At 29.5% G+C, this 22,554-nt stretch carries 23 protein-coding genes and 1 rRNA gene; 16 read left to right on the forward strand and 8 right to left on the reverse strand.

The features are described 5' to 3' along the window. Nucleotides 1-4 precede the first annotated feature (4 nt). The 6 genes from CLHOM_RS10945 to CLHOM_RS10970 all read left to right on the forward strand — a co-directional run bounded on the left by CLHOM_RS10945 (nucleotide 5) and on the right by CLHOM_RS10970 (nucleotide 4,551). Nucleotides 5-424, forward strand: a complete 420-nt coding sequence (locus tag CLHOM_RS10945) for a HutP family protein (protein ID WP_052221735.1) — start codon at nucleotides 5-7, stop codon at nucleotides 422-424. A 277-nt stretch (nucleotides 425-701) separates the two neighbouring features. Beyond that, complete coding sequence (locus tag CLHOM_RS10950; protein WP_052221736.1) at nucleotides 702-1,712, forward strand: ABC transporter substrate-binding protein; 1,011 nt, start codon at nucleotides 702-704, stop codon at nucleotides 1,710-1,712. A gap of 2 nt (nucleotides 1,713-1,714) precedes the next feature. Beyond that, nucleotides 1,715-2,623, forward strand: a complete 909-nt coding sequence (locus CLHOM_RS10955; RefSeq protein ID WP_052221762.1) for an ABC transporter permease — start codon at nucleotides 1,715-1,717, stop codon at nucleotides 2,621-2,623. Continuing rightward, the gene (locus tag CLHOM_RS10960; protein ID WP_052221737.1) at nucleotides 2,586-3,380 is read left to right on the forward strand and encodes an ABC transporter ATP-binding protein; all 795 of its coding nucleotides are present in this window, start codon (nucleotides 2,586-2,588) and stop codon (nucleotides 3,378-3,380) included. The genes CLHOM_RS10955 and CLHOM_RS10960 overlap by 38 nt, the downstream gene beginning before the upstream one ends. A 59-nt stretch (nucleotides 3,381-3,439) precedes the next feature. Then, nucleotides 3,440-4,045, forward strand: a complete 606-nt coding sequence (locus tag CLHOM_RS10965; protein WP_052221738.1) for an RIO2 family protein — start codon at nucleotides 3,440-3,442, stop codon at nucleotides 4,043-4,045. A gap of 254 nt (nucleotides 4,046-4,299) precedes the next feature. After that, nucleotides 4,300-4,551: a helix-turn-helix domain-containing protein gene (locus tag CLHOM_RS10970; protein ID WP_052221739.1), complete on the forward strand. Its 252-nt coding sequence runs from the start codon at nucleotides 4,300-4,302 to the stop codon at nucleotides 4,549-4,551. A 71-nt stretch (nucleotides 4,552-4,622) separates the two neighbouring features. Here CLHOM_RS10970 and CLHOM_RS10975 read toward each other — a convergent pair whose 3' ends face one another. The 8 genes from CLHOM_RS10975 to larA form a co-directional block, all read right to left on the reverse strand. Next, complete coding sequence (locus tag CLHOM_RS10975; RefSeq protein WP_052221740.1) at nucleotides 4,623-5,267, reverse strand: undecaprenyl diphosphate synthase family protein; 645 nt, start codon at nucleotides 5,265-5,267, stop codon at nucleotides 4,623-4,625. Nucleotides 5,268-5,388: 121 nt separating this feature from the next. After that, nucleotides 5,389-6,282: an intracellular short-chain-length polyhydroxyalkanoate depolymerase gene (phaZ, locus tag CLHOM_RS10980; RefSeq protein ID WP_052221741.1), complete on the reverse strand. Its 894-nt coding sequence runs from the start codon at nucleotides 6,280-6,282 to the stop codon at nucleotides 5,389-5,391. 148 nt (nucleotides 6,283-6,430) lie between these two features. After that, nucleotides 6,431-7,324, reverse strand: a complete 894-nt coding sequence (gene phaZ / locus CLHOM_RS10985; protein WP_052221742.1) for an intracellular short-chain-length polyhydroxyalkanoate depolymerase — start codon at nucleotides 7,322-7,324, stop codon at nucleotides 6,431-6,433. A 138-nt stretch (nucleotides 7,325-7,462) separates the two neighbouring features. Continuing rightward, nucleotides 7,463-9,847 (reverse strand): sensor domain-containing protein, encoded by a 2,385-nt coding sequence (locus CLHOM_RS10990; protein WP_052221743.1) that lies wholly within the window; start codon nucleotides 9,845-9,847, stop codon nucleotides 7,463-7,465. A 199-nt stretch (nucleotides 9,848-10,046) separates the two neighbouring features. Beyond that, entirely contained in the window at nucleotides 10,047-11,402 is a 1,356-nt protein-coding gene (locus CLHOM_RS10995) for a PFL family protein (protein ID WP_139205666.1), read from the reverse strand. Nucleotides 11,403-11,419: 17 nt separating this feature from the next. Beyond that, the gene (locus CLHOM_RS11000) at nucleotides 11,420-11,689 is read right to left on the reverse strand and encodes an ACT domain-containing protein (RefSeq protein WP_052221745.1); all 270 of its coding nucleotides are present in this window, start codon (nucleotides 11,687-11,689) and stop codon (nucleotides 11,420-11,422) included. 152 nt (nucleotides 11,690-11,841) lie between these two features. After that, a complete protein-coding gene (locus CLHOM_RS11005) occupies nucleotides 11,842-12,714 on the reverse strand; it encodes an MBL fold metallo-hydrolase (RefSeq protein WP_052221746.1) in 873 nt (290 codons plus the stop codon). 101 nt (nucleotides 12,715-12,815) lie between these two features. Beyond that, on the reverse strand, nucleotides 12,816-14,090 hold the full coding sequence (gene larA, locus CLHOM_RS11010) for a nickel-dependent lactate racemase (RefSeq protein ID WP_052221747.1): 1,275 nt from the start codon (nucleotides 14,088-14,090) through the stop codon (nucleotides 12,816-12,818). Between the two features lie 187 nt (nucleotides 14,091-14,277). Here larA and CLHOM_RS11015 point away from each other — a divergent pair, with 187 nt between their 5' ends. From CLHOM_RS11015 to CLHOM_RS11060, 10 genes are all read left to right on the forward strand, one after another. Continuing rightward, entirely contained in the window at nucleotides 14,278-15,441 is a 1,164-nt protein-coding gene (locus CLHOM_RS11015) for an Ig-like domain-containing protein (protein WP_052221748.1), read from the forward strand. A gap of 95 nt (nucleotides 15,442-15,536) precedes the next feature. Continuing rightward, the gene (locus tag CLHOM_RS11020; RefSeq protein WP_052221749.1) at nucleotides 15,537-16,406 is read left to right on the forward strand and encodes a radical SAM protein; all 870 of its coding nucleotides are present in this window, start codon (nucleotides 15,537-15,539) and stop codon (nucleotides 16,404-16,406) included. A 119-nt stretch (nucleotides 16,407-16,525) separates the two neighbouring features. After that, on the forward strand, nucleotides 16,526-16,819 hold the full coding sequence (locus CLHOM_RS11025; protein ID WP_052221750.1) for a hypothetical protein: 294 nt from the start codon (nucleotides 16,526-16,528) through the stop codon (nucleotides 16,817-16,819). 108 nt (nucleotides 16,820-16,927) lie between these two features. Next, nucleotides 16,928-17,779: a PHP domain-containing protein gene (locus CLHOM_RS11030; RefSeq protein ID WP_052221751.1), complete on the forward strand. Its 852-nt coding sequence runs from the start codon at nucleotides 16,928-16,930 to the stop codon at nucleotides 17,777-17,779. A 44-nt stretch (nucleotides 17,780-17,823) separates the two neighbouring features. Continuing rightward, the gene (locus tag CLHOM_RS11035) at nucleotides 17,824-18,048 is read left to right on the forward strand and encodes a hypothetical protein (protein ID WP_052221752.1); all 225 of its coding nucleotides are present in this window, start codon (nucleotides 17,824-17,826) and stop codon (nucleotides 18,046-18,048) included. Between the two features lie 103 nt (nucleotides 18,049-18,151). After that, nucleotides 18,152-19,309: an amidohydrolase gene (locus CLHOM_RS11040; protein WP_052221753.1), complete on the forward strand. Its 1,158-nt coding sequence runs from the start codon at nucleotides 18,152-18,154 to the stop codon at nucleotides 19,307-19,309. Nucleotides 19,310-19,358: 49 nt separating this feature from the next. Next, complete coding sequence (locus tag CLHOM_RS11045) at nucleotides 19,359-20,483, forward strand: hypothetical protein (RefSeq protein WP_052221754.1); 1,125 nt, start codon at nucleotides 19,359-19,361, stop codon at nucleotides 20,481-20,483. A gap of 98 nt (nucleotides 20,484-20,581) precedes the next feature. Further along, nucleotides 20,582-21,436 (forward strand): undecaprenyl-diphosphate phosphatase, encoded by an 855-nt coding sequence (locus tag CLHOM_RS11050; protein WP_052221755.1) that lies wholly within the window; start codon nucleotides 20,582-20,584, stop codon nucleotides 21,434-21,436. Between the two features lie 124 nt (nucleotides 21,437-21,560). Beyond that, a complete protein-coding gene (locus tag CLHOM_RS11055; RefSeq protein ID WP_052221756.1) occupies nucleotides 21,561-22,010 on the forward strand; it encodes a hypothetical protein in 450 nt (149 codons plus the stop codon). A 423-nt stretch (nucleotides 22,011-22,433) separates the two neighbouring features. Beyond that, nucleotides 22,434-22,554 (forward strand): 16S ribosomal RNA (locus CLHOM_RS11060); the annotation flags it as partial.

Consider the following 22,554-nt stretch of genomic DNA (forward strand, 5'->3'; position numbering starts at 1 on the left):
TTTTATGATAAATAGCATAGACGTGGCTAAGGCAGCTATTAAAATGGCAACTTCAGAAAGAAATGAAGAAAAGACTATCCATGAAAAATATAAAGCTGAAAATATACTTACTGCTGCTGTGGATGTAGGAGGAAATGTCAACGATTCTATTCATAAAATAATGGAAAGAGCTTTAGTAGCATCCAAAAGAATGAATATTATTAAAGACTGCCATATTCATGATGGAGCTGTGGTAGGAGCTGCAAGAGAAGCAATAATGCAGGTTGCGGTAAAAGCAAATGGATTAAGTGTAGGTGGTAAAATAGGTATTGCAAGAGGAGGAGACCATGTAATTGTATGCATATTTATGAATATAGGGCTTCTTCACTTAAACGAAGTAGCCATTGGACTAGGCCATAGGTCAATCCCTCAGGATAATATCTAGTTGACAAATTTCATGTTTTAATGTAATATATAAGAAATTTTATAGTTAATAAGTTTATAACTTATTAAAGTATAATATAAACATTTTTTCAATATTGTAGAAAAGTAGTTGAAGGTAGAATTAAATTTTAATAAAAAAATTGTAGAATCGAAGTTTAGTAGGAGATAGGGGCAAAAGAGCAATTTGTAACTATATTAGTTATATATTGCTTTAATAAATATACAAAAATAAACTCTCCTTATGGAGAGTTTTTTATTTTATTAAGGGGGAAAGTAGCATGGTAGTCAAGAAGTTATCAGTATTATTAAGTGGATTATTATTAGTAGGCGCTTTAGGAGGATGCTCTTCTTCAAAGCAAGGAGAATCAAAGGACAAGGTAGTAAAAATAGGAATAACTCAAATAGTAGAACACGCAGCATTAGATTCAGCAAGAAAGGGTTTTATTAAAGCATTAGAAGATAAAAACTATAAAGATGGAACAAATATAAAAATAGATTTCCAAAATGCTCAAGGTGATATGCCAACTACTCAAACAATTGCAGATAAGTTTGTAAATGATAAAGTGGATATGATTTTAGCTATAGCTACTCCATCTGCACAAGCATGTTATAATGCTACTCAAAAGGCTAATTCAAATATTCCAATTTTAATTACAGCAGTAACAGACCCAGTAAAGGCTGGATTAATTAAATCTATGGATAAGCCAGGAACAAATGTAACAGGTACATCAGATGCTCTTCCAATAGAAGGACAGTTTGAACTTATTAAAAAATTAGTTCCAACAGCAAAAAAGATAGGAATAATGTATAACACAAGTGAAGCTAATTCAGGCGTTCAAGTAGAGGATGCAAAAAAAGCAGCTCCTAGCTTTGGATTTGAAATTGTAGCTTCAGGTGTTACAACTAGTAATGAAATTCCACAAGTATTAAATTCTATTTTAGATAAAGTTGATGTAATTTACATTCCAACTGATAATATGATTGCAGCAGCAGCACCAACTATCACAAAAATTGCTTATGCTAAGAAGAAACCAGTTTTTGGTTCTGAAGAAGGTCAAGTAAAAGGTGGAGCAGTTGCAACAGCAGGAATTGACTATTATAAACTTGGATATGAAACAGGTTTAAAGGCTGTTGAAGTGCTTGGCGGTAAAAAGCCTGAAGAAATACCAGTTACAATTCTTACTGAAAGACAAATAGTTGTTAATGAAGATGCAGTTAAAAAGTTAGGTGTAAAAGTACCAGATGATATTAATTCTAAGGCAGTAAAGGTTACAGGGGGCGTAGAATAATGATCAATTTTCTAGTAAGTATATTAGAACAAGGATCTATCTTTGCTATAGTGTCTCTTGGAGTATATATTACTTACAAAATATTAGATTTCCCAGACATGTCTGTAGATGGAACCTTTCCTTTAGGGGCAGCAATTACTGCTCTATGTCTCTCAAAAGGAATAAATCCATTTATAGCTTGTTTAATAGCAGTATTTGCTGGAATGATTGGGGGAACTATAACAGGTTTACTTCACGTAAAGCTTAAGATTTCCAATTTACTTTCAGGAATACTTGTAATGATAGGTTTATATTCAATAAATTTAAGAATAATGGGTAAGTCTAATATACCGTTCTTTGGATTTAAAACTATGTTTGCAATTACAAAGGGACTTCCATCTGTATTATTAATTGCTATCATTGCTATTGGTGTTAAACTGTTACTGGATATATTTTTGAAGACAAAAATGGGTTTTGTGTTAAATGCTGTAGGAGATAATGAACAGTTAGTTACTTCTCTTGGAATAAATAAGGATGTTATAAAAGTGATAGGACTAAGCATCTCTAATGGTATAGCAGCTTTAGGCGGATCTATCATGGCTCAACACCAAGGATACGCTGATGTTGGTATGGGAACAGGTACAGTAGTTATCGGACTTGCTGCTGTAATTTTGGGAAGATCTGTCCTAAAAAATATTAAATACATTAAGGCTACAACTATGGCAGTAATTGGAGCTATATTATACAAATTAGCGATTGGAGGGGCTCTAAGAATAGGACTTCCACCTTCAGATTTAAAGTTAGTTACAGCTCTAATAGTTATTGCAGTATTGGGGGCAAATAATTTTAAACTTAGCAGCTTTAGGAAAAGAGAAAAAGAAGGGGATGAACTAGTTGCTTCAAATACAAAATCTGTACAAGGTATTCAATAAAAACACTGTAAATGAGAATGTAGTATTTAATAAACTTAATCTAACAGTTAATAAAGGGGACTATATTACAATAATAGGTAGTAATGGGGCTGGAAAATCTACTTTATTAAATATAATATCAGGAACAATACCAGTAGACGGAGGAATGATAATGCTTGGTGATAAGGAAATATCTAAATTACCAGAGCATAAATGTACTAAATTTATAGGAAGAGTTTTTCAGGATCCAACTAAAGGTACAGCACCTTCTATGACTATTTTAGAAAACATGTCTATGGCATACAACAAAGGCAAGAAATTTGATCTAAGTTTTGCTGTAAATAAAAAAGATATACCGTATTTTAAGGAACTTTTATCTAGTCTGGAACTTGGACTTGAGGATAAGTTATATACTCAAGTAGGTCTTTTATCTGGTGGTCAAAGGCAAGCTTTATCATTAATAATGACTGTAATGGGAAATCCAGAAATTTTACTTCTAGACGAGCATACAGCTGCTTTAGACCCTAAAACCTCAGAGAAGATAATTGAATTAACGGAGAATATTATAAAAGAAAAATCAATTACAACATTAATGGTTACTCATAACTTAAATCATGCAATAAGGCTTGGAAATAGACTTATTATGCTTCATCATGGTAATGTTATTTTGGATATTAGCGGAAAAGAGAAAAAAGAACTTACCATAGAAAAATTATTTAAACTATTTGAAAATAATAGTGAAGATGATTTAATAAGTGATAGAGCACTATTCTCATAATAAATCTGAGAGGGTTATCCCTCTCAGATTTATTTTTGTATTGAAGCACTTAAGAAAGTTTGATTAATAGTATATATTATAGAGTATTTTTAAACAATCCACTTAAAGAGGTGAGTAACATTAGCAAAAAATATTTTCAAATAGATTTAAAAAAATGTAAACTCTTAGGGGCAGGATGTGAAGGAAAAGTTTATTTAACACCAGAGGGACACGCTTTAAAAATATTTAATAATGGAAAAAAGTGCTACCATGAGCATAGTTTACTTAAAAAGGTAGATGGAAGTAAATATTTTCCCAAAATTATTGAAACAAAAGATAATTATATGCTTCGAGAATATGTAGGAGGTAAATCCTTAGATGATTATTTAAAAAAAAATACCCTAACAGAAAAATTAGCTGTTAACTTAATAGAACTAATAGAAGAATTTCAAAAATTAGGATTTAAAAGGCTAGACATGGCTCCGAGACATATTTTCGTTCAACATGGAGAGGGGATTAAGGTTATAGATCCAAGGAAATGCTTCACAAAAAGGGTAAAATTTCCATATATTCTATTGAAGTATTTAGAAAAACAAAATCAACTAGATAAATTTTTAATAGTTCTTATTAAGGTAAGACCAAAACTTGCTGAAGAATGGATAAAGCTTATTAATAGATATTTATAAATTTTAGATGATTAAAGATGAGAAGTAGAAGTAGTATTACTTATACTTCTCATCTTTTTGTTCATTATTTTCTTTCATTATTTTACATATTAATTTAATAAGAGTATTTTTAGTACAATATCATACATTAATATTAAATAGAAAAATGTCAATATTTATTTATGTTAAATCTATGTAAAATAATTTACTTGTTTTTAATACAATAATATTATATAATACATCTTATAAACATTGCAGTAAATTGGGGTGAGATTATGAAAATGGTTACTGAATTATTTCTAAATGAAATTTATAATAGAATTAGCTATCTTGCATATTTATATGAAAATAGAACAAGTAGTATCAATTATGATAAAAATAGAATATCAGTATTTAATTTTAATTTATTAATTAAAAAAGGCTATATAGAAGTTTATGAGGATAATGAAAACAAGTTAGTCACAATAACTGAAAAGGGAATTGAATTTATTCTTAGTCATATTGAAGACTTTAAAAAGGTATCATAGGAAATAATCCCAACAGAGTAAAAAATTCAACCTTCATTTTTATATGAAGGTTGAATTTTTTAATATGAAATTTATCCACCGAGAGTTATATCCTGAGTATTATACCATTCTAGTGCCTTGTAGTAATGGTCTTCATTAAAATCAGGCCAGTAGTCATCTATAATATAGAAGTCTGAATATATAGACTGAACAGGAAGAAAGCCACTTAAACGCCTTCTGCCGCCCCAGCGTATAATTAAATCTACTCTAGAAATATCATAGGATTTTAAGCAATTGGAAATGATTTTTCTATTTGAACTATTATTTGAGGTAAGACTTCCTAAATCCCATTCCCAACCATAGTTTACCAAGAAGTTTATTTTAATACCTCCCTTACCAAAAGTTTTTCTTTTAGTGTAGGGTAAAAGTTCCTTTGGAAACATTGGAGATTGGTAATTTCCAAGCACTAGCAGTTCCGCATCTTCTTTACTCAGCATCTCCACTGCATCAATGCAAGCTTTTGTAAAGGCTATCCTTTGGTTAGCAGGTCTCTTAGTGTTATCAGTTGTGAAACCGTAATAGGTCAACTCTTTAACTCCAGACTTCTTACATAGATGATATAATATTAAGCCAGGATTTAGTCCAGAAGAATATCCATTCTCCTTTGATAAACCTTTATCAACAGCCCAACGTCTATTACCATCAGGAATAATACCAATATGGTTTGGAACTCTCATAATTTATCACACCTCTATTATGAATTTATATAAGTATTATTTCCTAATTAGAGATTAATATTCAATTTTTATGTTGATTTTTACCAAAAATGAAGAGAAGCATTTACAGCTTCTCTAAATATTACTTTATAAAATCTATTATATTATTTGTTAGTATATCTAAGCAATCAATTAAAGGAGAATGTCCACTGGGTAATTTAACAAGTAAAGCATTTTCTCCAATTCCGTTTGTTATTTCATCAGCAGTTGGAGGTGGTATAACTAAATCTCTTTCTCCTTGGAAAACTAGAGTAGGAACTTGAATCTTATCCACGTCTCCGCTTCCTTCAACAACACCATTATGTTCATTAGAAATATTAAAAGTCATTAGTGCCCAATATACATCTAATGTATTTACTTGGGTAAGCATGTCCTCTAAATACTCATCGTATTTTTCTTCAGATGGCTTATTTTCAGTATAGATTACAGCATCCCATAGACCTCTGTAGAAAGCTTTATTTCTGCTGTTGTAAGCATCTAATATTGGCTTAATGCTAACTAAATCCTTTCCTAAAGCTTCTTTGCTTAAATATGGCTTTCCTGCAATAAAGTTACCGGTTTCGTCTGTTTGTAAAATTGGATATCCTTTAATTCCAACAGATTCAACTAAAATTAATTTCTCAACATATTCGGGATAATCTGCAGTAAATTGCATTGTAACACCACCGCCAGTAGACCAACCAGCTAAGAAAAATTTCTTTAAATTCAATTTATCCACGAAAAGCTTTAAGTCTTCAGAAAAATCTTTTAAAGAATTAATAGGATTATTGTAAGTTGATATACCGAAGCCTCTTAGATCTACTGCATATATTTTTATATCTTCAGGTAATGCTTCAATCAATACATCCCAATGCTTTGAAGAAGTCATATTTCCGTGAACTAAAACAAGAGTTTTTTCTCCAGAGCTACTTTCTCTATAGCCTAAAGTTTCTCCATTTTCTAGTTCCATTGATTTTAATAAAGTGTCTTTTCCCATAACTTTACCCCCTATAATTGAATAATAACAATTAAATAATAACATAAGATGGTAAAGAATAAAATAGTTATATTTCTAAATATTTATATAATTTTATGATAATATTAAGGTGTATTTAAGATTAATGAAAAAAGTAATAGATTCTACTCTATTTGGTGAAGTTTATAATATTTTCAATGAGTAAATCTAAACAATCAATTAGCGGAGAATGGCCACATGGAAGCATAACTAGAGTAGCGTTATCTCCTATACCATCTTTAATTCCTTGTCCCATTATAGTTGGTACTACTATATCTCTTTCTCCTTGTAGTACAAGAGTAGGGGCAACAATGTTATCTACTTCTCCAGTTCCTTGTACAACACCATTATGTTCATGAGAAATATTAAAGGTTATTAGTGCATAATCTAAATCTACTAGATTCCTCTGAGTCATCATATCATGCATATATTCGTGGAATTTTTCAGGCGATGGTTCATTATGGGTATAAATAGTAGACCTCCATACATTTTTCAAAAATTCTTCATCTTTTTTCACATAGGCGTTTAAAATAGGTAAAACTTGCAATGGATCTTTTGAAAGCTCTTCCCTAGTAGTAACTAACTCTGTAAGAATAATTTGACCTTTAGTATCTTTTTTGAAAACTGGATATCCTTTAATTCCACCAGATTCAACTAAAATTAATTTTTTAACATAATCAGGATAGCTTGCTGCAAGCTGCATTGCTACACAACCACCAGTAGACCATCCAGCAATAATAAAGTTTTTTAAACCCAATTCATCTGCAAAAGCTTTAATATCATCTGTAAAATCTTTTATAGAATTTATTTGATTATTGTAAGTTGAAATTCCCATTCCCCTTAAATCTGGAGCATATATTTTATAGTCGTTTGGAAGATTTTCCATAAGAACATCCCAGTGCTTTGAAGATGTCATGTTACCGTGAACTAATAGCAGTATTTTATTACCTGTGCCGCATTCACGATAACCTATTGTTTCTCCATTTGATATTTTTATAGATTTCAAAGTAATTCCATTAGTCATGTTTTATACCCCCATAATGTTATTATAATATCAATATATTCTATCATATCTGCATTATCATAGTAAACTATACAATTTATAGAAAAAAATAAATGAGAACAAATTGTTCTCATTTAAAAATATTAATATTTAATAGAATTATACAATGTTTTTTTCACTTTCTAAAAAGTGCAAGCTTAATAAACTTTCTAGTTGGTCTGGAGGCAGAGGCTTACTAAAAAAGTAACCTTGTATTCCATCACAATGCTGAGCTTGTAGCACAGCTAATTGTTCTTGAGTTTCTACACCTTCTGCAATTACTTCCATGTTTAGATTATGGGCTAATTGAATTAATGTATGAGCAATTGCTTTTTCTTGTTCACGATAAGCAATTTGATCTACAAAAGATTTATCGATTTTTAATGTATTAATAGGTAAGCTTTTTAAATGATTTAAAGAAGAATATCCTGTACCAAAATCGTCCAAATGCACTTTTAAACCAATGGATTTAAAATTATTAAGAATTTTAATAGTTTGGTTTATATCATCTATTGTAGCAGACTCAGTTATCTCAATATGAAGCCACTGAGGAGATAAATTAGTTTCGCTAAGAATATTACGTATTTTTTCAAAAAGGCTTTTATGTTTAAATTGATTTGCTGAAATATTAACTGAAACTGGTACTATATTATAACCCTTCCTTTGCCATTCTATTAATTGATTGCAGGCGGTTCTTAGAACATACTCATCAATCTCTTTAATTAAACCCGTCTCCTCTGCAATAGGTATAAACTGACTAGGCGGAATAAAGCCAAGCTTAGGATGATTCCAACGAACTAATGCTTCAAGACCAATTAATTCACTATTATCAGCTCTTACCTGAGGTTGATAATAAACAGTAAATTCCTTTTCTTTTTTATTAAGCAGGGCAAATCTTAAGGTTTTCTCAAGTTCTGTCTTTTTTACAATTTGATCATTAAGTTCCTTTGAGAAAAACTGAAAATTATTTTTCCCTTGAGCTTTAGCGTGATACATTGCAGTATCTGCATTCATAAGCAGTGACTGGATATTAGTTCCATCATCTGGATAAGTTACAATTCCGATACTTGCGGTTACAAAAACTGAATTGCCATTGATATTAAATGGTCTATAAAGGGTTTTTAAAATTTTATTAGCTAGTCTAGTAGCAGAAAGATTATTATTTATTTTAGGAATTAATATCATAAACTCATCTCCACCTAATCTGGAAAGAGTCATGTTATATTCAAGTAGGTTATTAAAAGAACGCGTAACTTCAATTAAAAGCTTATCTCCAAAGGAATGACCAAAGGTATCATTTATAGATTTAAAGTTATCTAAGTCCATATATAGCATTGCAAGCTTGCTGCTGTTTAATATTGAATTAGTCAACTCTTTTTCAAGCATTTTATTAAGCAAAGTCCTATTAGGTAGATTTGTAAGAGTATCATAATAAGCAAGGTTGTATATAGTTTCTTCATTTTTTTTACGCTTAGTTATATCTGTTGTGGAGCCTGCTATTCTTACAGGAGAGCTATTATCATCAAAAATAGCCTTACCTCTAACTAAGATCCATTTATAAATTCCAACCTTTGTTTTCATTCTTACATTAATATTTAAAAAAGAAGTTTTTCTATCTAAGTGATTTTTCATTGCATGCTGAAAAAGTTGTAAATCTTCTGGATGAATAAGTTTTATCCAGCTGGATATTTTATCTTCTAAATCTTTATCAGTAAAACCAAGCATTATTTTGAGACGAAGAGATAAAGAAAAGATATTGTCTTTTATTTTCCAATCCCATATGCCGTCTTTAGACCCTTCAAGTGCTAAACGGGTCCTTTCTTCCATTTCTCTCAAGGAATTTTGACTTTCTTCTAATTGCTTATATCGCCTTTTAAGTTCTTCTTGAGCTGAGTATAATTTTTCATTGAGTATTTCTAAAGTATTATAGCTTTTAAGTAATTTTTCTTCAGCATTTTTTCGTGCGGAAATATCAGTTCCCATTGCTATAAAAATTGAAGGTTTATTATCCTCATAAATTACTGAATTATTCCAAAACACACTTATCTTTTTACCAAGTCTATCTAAAACATATGTTTCATGAGGTTCAACAATAATTCCATTGGCTAAATCTTTAAAACCTAACATCATTGATGCTTTTAAAGGTTTATCAACTAAACGACCATCCCAGCCTGAACCAAGCATTTCTGATTCTTTAAAATTTGTAAGCTTTTCAGCATAATTATTAAATTTTATTAAGTTACCAGCACCTTTCCAAACTAATATGATTAAATTAGCATTATCTAGAATACTATTTGCTAAGCTGTTTTTATCATCAAACAAAGATATTTCCTCACTTGTTTCTTTAATATTAGAATTATATCCTGTATTGGTATGCATAAAAATATTTTTGAATTTTATAATATAATACATTAATGACAAAATAATTGCTATTAATATAGTATAAATGTATTTATTAATACTAATATTCATTAAATAAATAATTGCGAAATAATTATTAGGCATTATTTTACCTCCACAAATATACTATATATTAAATACTATATTCATATTCGATAGAAATACAATAAAATCCTTTAAAAAATAAAAAATAAATAATAAAACACCAAAAATTTCAATATTTTTATTATTTAATAAAAATTAATAATAAACTTTATTAACGAAAATAGAAGCAAGACACAAGGTGCTTGCTTCTATTTTATGATTAATTTTTAAAACTATGAATTGGGGCAGGAATTTGACCGCCTCTATTTACAAAATCCGCACTGCTGTATTTACTTACTGGCATTATAGGAGCTCTTCCTAATAATCCACCAAATTCAACCATCTCTCCAACGCCTTTACCAGGTACTGGTATTAGTCTGACAGCAGTGGTTTTATTATTTATTACGCCAATTGCAGCTTCATCTGCAATTATCGCTGATATTGTTTCAGCACTTGTATCTCCAGGAATTGCAATCATATCAAGACCAACGGAGCAAACACAAGTCATAGCTTCAAGCTTTTCAAGATTTAAAGAACCCTTTAAAACTGCATCAATCATTCCTGCATCTTCACTAACAGGGATAAAAGCACCACTTAATCCTCCAACCTGAGAAGCTGCCATAACTCCGCCTTTTTTTACTGCATCATTTAGCAATGCTAATGCAGCAGTAGTTCCGTGGCCTCCGCAGCTTTCTATACCCATTTCCTCTAATATATGAGCAACGCTATCTCCAATTGCAGGAGTAGGAGCTAGGGATAAATCAATAATTCCAAAAGGTACATTTAATCTTCTAGAAGCTTCTGTAGCAACTAATTGACCCATTTTAGTTATTTTAAAGGCAGTCTTTTTTATTGTTTCAGCTACAATATTAAAACTCTCTCCTTTAACAGTTTCTAAAGCAGACTTTACTGTTCCAGGACCACTTACTCCCACATTTATGATACACTCTGCTTCTCCAATTCCATGAAAAGCTCCAGCCATAAATGGATTATCTTCAACGGCATTTGCAAACACAACAAATTTTGCACAGCCAAGACCATCTTGTTCTTTAGTTAGTTCTGCAGTTTTTTTAATAATTTGGCCCATCTCTTTTACTGCATCCATATTTATACCATTTTTGCTTGTAGCAACATTAATGGATGAGCATACTTTCTCAGTTACACTAAGAGCTTCAGGAATTGATGATATCAAAATTCTGTCACCTTTAGAGTATCCTTTATGTACTAATGCTGAGTAGCCGCCAATAAAGTTTACACCAACTGTGCTAGCTGCTCTATCTAAGGTTTTGGCAAATTCTACATAATCCTTATCATCACATGATTCAGCTATTAATGCTATAGGAGTTACAGAAATTCTTTTATTTATTATTGGAATTCCATACTCAGCTTCTATTTCATTTCCAACTTTAACTAGATTTTCTGCATATTTAGTAATCTTGTCATATATCTTTTGACGAGATTTTGCTCCATCAAAGCTGCAACAATCCCTAAGAGAAATTCCCATAGTAATAGTTCTAATGTCCAATTTCTCTTTTTCGATCATCTTAATTGTTTCCATTATTTTATTTTGATTTATCACGCTATCACCTGCCTTTAAATGTTGTGCATTGAATTAAAAATATCTTCATGTTGAATTCTAATAGATAAGTCAAGTTCTTTTCCCTTTTGTTCAAGAATCTCTTTAAGTTCATTAAAGGTTTTTGATGACTTAGATAAATCTACTAACATTATCATTGTAAAAAATTCTTGAAGAATAGTTTGACTAATATCAAGAATATTTACGTTTGCGTCAGCTAAAATAGTACTTACTGATGCAATTATACCGGTTTTATCTTTGCCAATTACTGTTATTATGGATTTCATAATGTACCCCCTTATTAAAATATTAATACAATGATGCCCCTATGCCTATAGCTTTATATACATAATATTTTGTATAAAATATATAATATATTAAATGTTCATAAAACACAATACATTATAGTAACTAGCAATATCTATTTAAAAAACATGTTTTAGGATATTTCAATTTCTGTAAAATCTAATATTTTACCTGTACTGCAAATAGTATAATTGTTTGATTTTATTTTAAGAATATCTAAGGCTTTTTTACCTGTGCAATGTGATAAACCTATGAATTTTAAATTAATATTTTTAAAATATTCTAAGGTTTTGTCAATTCTATCTTCATCAGCTTCAATAAGGTGTGTACCGCCTATAACACCATATATATTCTTATTTGTACGATTTTTAATAGTTTCAATGGTATTTATTATCCCACAGTGGGAACAACCAACAAGAAGTAGAAGACCTTTTTTTGTTTCTATTGCAATTGCAATTTCATCCTTAAAGGGGTCTACAATGAAATTTTCACCTAATTTGAGTTGCATATTTTCATTAATTCTCTCAAAGGCATTAGATGTAAAGAAATTTCTGTGAACAGTTATTGCTTTTGAGATGTTTAGTGTATCCTTTTCAACATAATTAATATCTATTTTTTTAGATTGAATAAATTCTTTAGTAAAGTTTACTCCTATATAACTTAATTCTTCATTAACAATACCATTTTTAGTATTAACAGATTTATAAAACTTATTGCTATTGTTAAAAAAATCTTTTGCTACAATTAAAATAGGTTTTGAATTGATTTTTTCTAATAAAAATTTTAAACCATTAGAATGGTCATAATGAGCATGACTTAAAACTATGTGGGTAATAGTATTTAAGTCTATTTTTAATTTAGCAGCATTTTTTACAAATGCATCACTTTGTCCAGTATCAAATAAAATTTTTCCCTTGGAAGTTTCAATAAGCATTGATAATCCATGCTCTTTTATTAAATTTGAATTATCTAATAGTGTATTTTCTACAAGAGTAAATATCCTCAATATACCAACTCCCTTTACATTTATCTCTGCTAATTATAAAATCATTCTAATAGTTTAATAATAACTCTATAAGATTAATTTGTTAATATTAATCTTAAGCGTTAATGAACGATTACGGATACACCATCAGGTATTACAGTAATTTTTGCATCATTCCCTTTAAGTTTAAAGGCTTTTTCAAGAGCTTCATTAAAGGTATAAGCATGATCCATATGCATATTTTTAACCATCTGAGGATCCATTGAATTTGTAACTAAAATAACCTTAAAATTATCTAAGATTCTAGCTAATATTTGAAATTCCCATTGATCAGGCATAGTTTCATTTCTAGGTATTTTTAATACCTTCTCAAGGACTTCTTTTGGGCTGCTTGTATTAGCCAAATTGTCGTAGAAAGATTTGCCACCATGTCCATCGTTACATGCAGAAATCATTATAATAACACCGTCTTTTTTGCAGCATGCTTCAGCAGCAGTCATTCCTTTAACTGATTGATAAACATTTTGATCTAAAGGATATCCGCCATTTGTTGTAACTACTATATCGGTTTTTATATTATCTACACCTGCAAGTTCTGATACAAATTTGCAGCCTGCTTCATGAGCTAATTTACTATCACCGGCAAAGGCTTTTATTATTCTTTTATCTGAATCTATTACAACATTCAAAATAAATGCTAATTTAGCCTTTTTAGCAGCATAAAGCATGTCAGTATGAATTGGGTTATTTTCAAGTATTCCTGTTCTTGCATAAGGACTTGCAATAAATTCAGAACAATGATTAGCCATTATGGTTTTTGCTGAAGCAATTCCTGGAAGAATACTCTTTCTACCACCTGAAAATCCTGCAAAAAAGTGAGGCTCTATAAAACCTTCTGCAATCAGTAGTTCTGTCTCAACAGCTAGTTTATTTATTTTCAAATCTCCGCCAGAAGGAAGTTTACCTAGATAAGTCATATCTTCATCCTTAGTTGATATATGATTAACTATAGTTTCCTTTTCAACAATCTCTTTTCCCATCTTATTAATTAATTCTTCCCTTGTAGTAGGACGGTGAAATCCCGTTGAAACTAATATTGTTACTTCAATATTAGGATTAATTTTTCGTATTCTTTTAAGCATTATTGGAAGAGTTATTTTGCTTGGTACAGGTCGAGTATGATCGCTTGTTATTATAACCATATTTTTTTTGCCATGAACTAACTCTTCAAGAGATTTGCTGCCTATACAGTTATCTAAAGCTTCATTTACAAGTTCTTCTTGAGATTTATTTGCCTTATAAGTATGTGCATTAGATTCTAAAATGCCAGCTAAGTTTTTATCAGGTATTTCTATTTCCCATATTTCCTTAGAGTATGGAACTTTGATTTTTGCCATTATAATTCCTCCTAAAAAGTATTGTGAATCAATTTTAACATGTGGTAAGAGGTATTACCAGATGTTAAAATTGTAATATGAGTTACATCTGCTAAAAAAGATTGTTAATTACCTTTAAAGTTAATATAATTATAATAATACGTTCAAATTTTAGCTTTGTAACTATGTGGAGATAGGAAGTGAGTCAATGTATAAAAAGTATATTAAAATATTCTTTGTTTTTGTTTTTCTTTTTTTAAAAGCTCAAACAATTTTTGCTTTAGATTCAAATTATAAAGTTTGGGAAAGTAAATATAATGTATCTGTTGATAAAATATGGAATATTAGGTTTAACAAATCTGTTGACATGAGCACCATAAAAGATAATATAAAGGTAATAGAAAAAGATAATGAAATAGAAGTAAGCGTAGAAACATTATATACAGATAATGATAATTCTATAATTGTAAAACCTAGAGAAAATTATAAATATGATACTGAGTATATTATGATTATTAATGATAATATAAAATCAGTTACCAATAAAAACTTATCTCAACCAGTTAGCTTTAGATTTACAACAGAAAAGTCTGAGAGTTTACTAAAAGAAAATTATGTTGATCCAGGTAGTGTTGCTAATAGTACAAAAGACTTTAAAGATATTATAATCTATGCTCTTGCAAATTTTAAAAATGAAGTTAGTATAGAAATACCTTCATTTAATACAAAAGACTATAAATTAGATGTAATTAATGATATATTATTAGAAAATCCTCTCTTAGACTATGGATATAAAGGAGCTAATGGTAGTATTTATACTAATAATCTTTCAAAATCAGCAACAATGATAATAAATTTGGATTATGAATATTCTAAAGAATACATGGAAAAAATGAAGAAAACAGTTGAAGATAAATCAAAAGAAATCATATCCAAAATAATTAAGAATGAAATGACGGAAAAAGAGAAAGAATTAGCGATTCATAATTTTATTGTAAATAATTCGAAGTATGATTCAAGATTATTTAGTGGTAATATGCCAAATGAATCCTATTTAGATTATGGAATTCTTATAAATGGAGTCGGGGTATGTGATAGCTATGCAAAGGCAATGTATAGACTTTTAAATACTGCGGGAATCGAATGTATTTACGTTGCAGGTGATGCTTATAATGGTAATGAAATAATACCTCATGCTTGGAATATAGTTAATATCGAAGGAAAGCTTTATCATGTAGATGCTACATGGGATGATCCTATATCAAATGATGGTAGAGATATATTGAGTTTTGATTATTTTAATATTTCTGATAATATAATTTCTAAAGACCATATTTGGGATAGAGAAAAATATCCTAAATGCTTAGAGTAAAATTTTAAAATGATTTACAATGGACAAACATAGAAATAAACATTATTATTAATAATTAAGTATGCTTAAGACTAACATTAAAGGAGTTGTTACAAATGAGATATGAAGGAGCAGTTTATAGACCGCCCAGTGAAGCCTATAGCTTGATAATTCAGGTTACTCTTGGGTGTTCCCACAATGAGTGCACATTTTGTAATATGTTCAAGGATAAGAAATTTAAGATAAGAAAGCTTGAAGATATATTTGAAGATTTAAGCATGGCAAGAGAATACTATAAAATAGTTAAAAGAGTTTTTTTAGCCGATGGAGATGCTTTAATATTAAAAACTGATGATTTAGAGAAAATACTTGTTAAAATAAAAGAGCTATTTCCAGAGTGCGAAAGAATTGGAATATATGGCACTCCTCAAGATATTTTAAGAAAAAGTAAAGAAGACCTAATAAAACTAAAGAATAAAGGACTAGATATAATATATCTTGGGGTAGAAAGTGGAAGTGATGAAATATTAAAAGATGTAAATAAGGGTGCTACTGCAAAAGAAATAACTGAAGCAGGAAAAAAAATTATGGACATAGGGATTCTACTTTCTGTAACATTAATTTCTGGATTAGGTGGTAAGGAAAAGTGGAAAATACACGCTGAGGAATCAGCTAAAGTAATAAGTGAAATAAATCCAAATTATCTAGGTTTATTAACCTTAATAGTAGAGCCTGGAACTCCAATGTATGATAAGGTTAATAATGGAGAACTAGAGCTGCTATCTCCTATGGAAGTAATGGTTGAAACAAGGGAATTTATTAAAAATTTAAATGTAAAAAATTGTGTATTCAGAAGCAATCATGCATCAAATTATGCTCCATTATCAGCCAATCTCAATGAAGAAAAAGAAAGAATTCTAGCTCAATTGGATAATTTAATTGAAAATGGAAATGGATTTAGAAACGAGTATTTCAGAAGGCTGTAGATAAATATGTGTTCGTTAATAAATATTTAATACTTTATTAATAAAGTATTAAGTAATATATCCCCATTTGTATGATATAATTTTCTGAAAAGAACCTGTATATTAAGAGGGGGATAAATATGGATTATTTAACTCACAATTTATCAATAAAAAGAACCTTAAAATCCATGATTACTTTTGTAGGGATATTCTTTATTTTAATTCTTATCTTAAAAGGAGCTTTAATACTAATACCTTTTGCCTTAGTATCTATAGGTATCTATAAAGCTTATAGATATATAAATATCAAAATAAAGAATCTAAATTCTAAAAAAGCTTCAAAGATTGATACCTTTGAAACAGAAAAACAAGTCTTTAACTTTACAGGCATGGAAAAAATAGTTGATGTTGAATACGAAGAAATAAATAAGTAAATAATAAAGAATGGCAAAATATTGTCATTCTTTTTTACAACAAAATGCTTGTAAAATATTATTAAATTTATATTATGTTTACTCAAATAGTACGAAATGAGGATAATTATGATAAATTTAAATAAAGACTCTAAAATAGATTTGCACATACATTCTAATGCATCTGATGGTACTCTTTCACCGGAGGAAATAGTAAAGGAAGCAAAAGATAGAGAATTAAAATTGATATCTTTGACAGATCATGATGAAATGAAAAATACTGAAGAAATTCAGAAGGTTGCTTTAAAAAATAATATAGCCTTTTTGCCTGGAATTGAAATATCAAGTACATTAAATGGAAGCTTATATCATATATTAGCATATGGAACTGATAATTCTAATTTTGAATTAATTAAGTTACTAGAATACAACAGAGATTTATTAGAGAATAGAAATAACCAGTCTATTAAATATTTAATAGATAAGGGTTATGATATAGATTTTTCAGATTATGAAAAATACAAGCATAATCCTAAAAGGGGAGGATGGAAAGCATTAAACTACCTGATAGATAAAAAGATATGTACAGATATACATGATTACTTTAATAGATTGTATTCAGAAGAAAAGCATATTCTTTATCCTATATTTTCTGATACGGAAAATGTAATTAATACTATAAAAAAAGCAGGTGGAATTGCAATATTAGCTCATCCATACTATGAAAAAGATATTAGCCCTGTTGATAAAAAATTAAATATTTTTTTAGAAATTGGAATACATGGAGTTGAATGTTTTCACCCTAATCATAATCAGTTAATCATTTCTGAATGTTTAAAGTTTTGTAAAGAAAAAAATTTAATTTCAACAGCTGGTTCAGATTTTCATGGAAAGTTTATAAGTACAAGATCAATAGGCTATCCAGTAGCAAAGATAAAAGATGTATATGTGGAGCCTTTGTTTGAATATATAAAAAGGTAATTTTGATAATACATAAAAAATTAATTTAATAGGGGGAAGATATTATGGGAACAATTTTTGGGATTATGATTGCAATTATTATTATGATTGCAGTGCTTGCCATATTTGGAGTGATTTTTTTACCTATAGCTGGTATAGCCCTTTCAATAGCTTTTGTTTTTGCAATAATAGGACTAATTTTAAATGTATTTAAATTTATTTTTTCTTTACCAGTTATTCTATTAATTATAATATTGGCTGTATTTTATAGAAATAAAAAGAGAATATAAAAGCTACTATTAAAAGATTATGTTATAAACATAGTCTTTTTTAATCAAATAAATTATAATGTGATAAGAGTAATAAATAAGATGGCTCTAAGGGGGAATAAAATTGTTATTAATAAAAAACGGCAAGATTATTACTATGAGTGAAAAAAATTATGAAAATGGATGCATTCTTATAGATGATGGAAAGATTGTAGAAGTTAATGAAGAAATTAAAGTAGATAGAGAAGTGACAGTAATCGATGCAGGTGGTGGATGGGTTATTCCTGGGATTATTGAGTCTCATTGCCATATTGGATTGTACGAGCAGGACATGGGATTTGAAGGATTAGATGTTAATGAAGCAACAGATCCTATTACACCTGAACTAAGAGCTATTGATGCAATTAATCCTATGGATACAGCATTTGAGGATGCTGTTAAAGCAGGTATAACTACCGTAATGACAGGACCAGGTAGTGCTAATGTTGTAGGGGGACAATTTGTAGCAATGAAGACTTATGGAAAAAATGTAGATGAAATGACTATTTTTTCTCCAGCTGCTGTAAAGGTAGCCTTCGGAGAAAATCCAAAGCGAGTTTATAAAGATAGAAAAAAAATGCCTACTACTAGGATGGCAACTGCTGCTTTACTTAGAGAAATTTTGATGAGAGCTAAAAATTATAAAATTAAAAAAGATAAAGCTATTTTAGAAGGAAAAGAATTTGAAGAGAATTTCAAACTTGAAGCTTTAATGCCAGTAATAAATAAAGAAATTCCTTTGAAGGCTCACTGCCACAGAACTGATGATATTTTGACTGCCATAAGGATTGCCAAAGAATTTGATGTAAACTTAACCTTAGATCATTGCAGTGAGGGACACCTTATAGCAGACTATGTTAAGGAATCTAGATTACCAGCAATAATAGGACCTAGTCTTACTTCACGCTCTAAAATTGAGCTTAAAAATAAAAGTTTTTCAACCTCAGGAGTACTTTCTAAAAAAGGTGTTAAAGTAGCTATTATGACTGATCATCCTGTAATTCCAATACAGTATTTACCTATATGTGCAGGACTTGCTGCAAAAGAGGGTCTTGGAGTTGAGGAGGCTCTAAAAGCAATCACAATAAATGCAGCAGAAATTTGTGGGATTTCAAATCGTGTTGGAAGTATAGAAAAAGGTAAGGATGCTGACTTAGCTATTTTCGATGGTAACCCTTTAGAGGTATTTACTAGCACTCTTTATACAATAATTGACGGAAAAGTAGTATACAGCAGGGAATAAAATGACTTTATTAACAAAAGATTTATTTAATAAAAAGTAGGTGATAACTGTGAGAAGAAGGTTAATAAAAATAATTTTATTATTACTAATAATAACTATTGGATTTATGATTGGAATTTATTTAAAAGAAAAGGAAAAAACTGTGGGATTAAATCTTAATATATGGGATAACATGTATAATGAGGGTAATTTGCATCTTTATTATGGTGCTGAGGATAACGCAATATTAAATGAAATAAAAACAAGGTATAAAGTAGATAAAATAGTATCAGGTGCTGATACTGAACTTGATAAAGCTGTTAAGTTGATGAAATGGACAAGAAGTAATATGAAATTCAAGGAGAGCTCTAAAGATCTAGAAGATAGTAGAGGGGCACTTGATATTTTAGAAGATAATAGAAAGCAAAGGGAATATTCTGAAAAGGAAATAAGCATAGTTTTCAATGATTTTGCACATTCTGTTGGGATAATTTCTAGAATTGGAGAATTAGGTGAATTTGAAAAGTTTTCAAGTTCAGGAAAAAGCCAATTTACTATTTGCGAAATTTGGAGTACAAAACTTAACAAATGGGTCATGATTGATCCTTCAAATGGAGTATATCTTACATATAACAAAACGCCTTTAAGTGCAGCCGAAATAATAGATAAGGGCTTAGATTCGTTAGAAATAATTTCTGTAGATGACATTAAAAAGTATAATAAAAAGATGGAAAAATATTATCAGGTGTACACAATGCAAATAGATAATACTATTTACAGCACCAAAAGCAGTAATTCTTATTTGTGCTATTTATCAAAAGGGAAAAATGAAGGAATTTCGATCAATGTTCTTTTAAAACATCCAATAATATTTACTGACGATAAAAAGCTATTTGAAATGTCGCCTAAAGCACAAAATAACAAACGAGATAAAGATAAATTACCAACAATGATATTTTCTAATGGTAATTCAAAGAATGTTAAAGATAAGGATGTTAAATTGCAGCTTTTAGGTGGTGTTTTTAAAGATAGTGCTATGGTAGACAAATATTATATTAGTATTAACAATGGTCCTTTTAATTTAGTTAATAACTATTTTAATTTAGATATAAAGTCAGGATTCAATAGTGTTAAGTTATCTGAAGATGGTAAAAAGGTTTTAAGAGAAGTTATATTTGAGTATAAGGATAAATAGTATTTAATGAATATGGACATGAGGCATTTAAGAAGAGTATAATTTAAAATAGATTTTTTATGTTTATTATGACAGTAGGGAAGTGGGAGTGAAGTTAAATGGAAAACTTAATATTTATTTTGAAAGCAATTATTATAGGTATAGTTGAAGGTATCACTGAATTCTTACCAGTTTCATCAACAGGGCATATGATAATAGTAGGAAACTTGATTGATTTTAAAGCAGGAGTGGCTCCAGCAGCCTTATATACTAAGCAGTATATAGATGCATTTACATTTATAATTCAACTGGGAGCTATTTTAGCTATAGTTGTTCTATATTGGAATAAGATTATAAGTACTTTTAAAAACTTTTCACCTAGAAAGCCTAAATCAGGCTTTAAGTTTTGGTTTAACATCTTTATTGCATGTATTCCAGCTGGCGTTTTAGGATTAACTTTTAATGATTGGATTGAAGCTAATTTGCTTAATCCTATAACGGTAACTGCTGGACTACTAGTAGGTGCGTTTTGGATGTTATTTGCAGAAAAAAAATATAGAGGCAAGTTTACTACTAAGACAATTGATGAAGTTAATATAAAGCAAGCATTCTTTATAGGGTGTTTTCAATGCTTAGCTATATGGCCAGGCATGTCAAGATCTGCTTCAACAATAATAGGTGCTTGGATAGCAGGACTTTCAACAGTTGCCGCTGCAGAATTTTCATTTTTTCTAGCCTTGCCTGTAATGGTTGGAGTTACTTTAAAATCACTTGTTGACATTAACTTAGCAGCTCTAGCTACTGTGCAGATTATAGCTCTAGTAGTTGGGTTTATTGTTTCCTTTATTGTTGCACTTATCGTTGTGGATAAATTTATAAGTTTTTTACAAAAGAGACCAATGAGAGTATTTGCTATGTATAGAATTTTAATAGGTATTATTTTGCTACTTTTATTTATTTTCAATGTACTTTAATTCAGACTTCACAATTAAAATAACTAAAAAGCTGAGAATTTAATATTAGCTTTTTAGTTATTTTTTTATTATTGGGTAATAATAAATTTGAGAAAAAGAACAATTGATAAAGGAGTGTAATAAAATGGATTGGAATAGCAAAATAGAAAGTATTATAAAAAATAAAAAGTGGATAAAAAATGATACAGGACTATGGAAAGTGCAATGTTGCAAACTAGTTAGAGATAAAGAGGATCTTATGGTTTTTATTGTAACTGATGAGTTAGATGGACCTGCTATTTCTAGAGTGGAGAAAATAGTAGTAACAAATACTAATAATGAATTAGTTGTTTTTTATGATGGAGAATTTGATACTACATTAGATCAAGATGATTATGATAGTTATTCAGAGTTCTTTACTCTAAAAGAGTGGGATGCTGTATTTAGCGGTAATGCAGCAAAAGAATTATTAGAAATGGATATGGTTACTGAGGAAGAAGGATTTTATATTGAATCACATGAAGGCATGAGTAGATTTATCGGTAATTTTGATGAGAATGCTTCAGAACAAATAGCAGAATATTTTAATTTATAAACTTTGTTAAAAAATGTGTAGCTATATTAATAGCTACACATTGAAAATAAACGTCAACATCGCCACATGTATCAGCATAAGAAAAGAGTAGAAAAAAGAACTAATAATTAAGTATAGTGATTTAAATTTATTTTTTAGCTGTTGATATTTTATTGCTTTGTGAATAATTTGTTAAAATAGCAAATGTCTTTTGAAACAAGCAATAAATTTAGAAATAAATTTAATTAATTTGTCATATTGACATAAGGAACAAAATACTATAGAATAACTAATGTTGAAAAACATAATTATTATTGGTCTTTGAAAATTAAACAGAATTAAGGTAAATAAATGCCAGTCAATAAATTTGAGAGTACAGGAAACTCACTCAGTGAAGCTGAGGAGTAAAAGCTTGCACGAAATCAAAGATTTCTAGCAATCTTTTAAATTGAGAGTTTGATCCTGGCTCAGGACGAACGCTGGCGGCGTGCCTAACACATGCAAGTCGAGCGAGGGGAGTTCTTCGGAACAAACCTAGCGGCGGACGGGTGAGTAACACGTGGGC

It is taken from the genome of Clostridium homopropionicum DSM 5847 (assembly GCF_001263795.1).
In the GTDB taxonomy this organism is placed as follows: domain Bacteria; phylum Bacillota; class Clostridia; order Clostridiales; family Clostridiaceae; genus Clostridium_H; species Clostridium_H homopropionicum.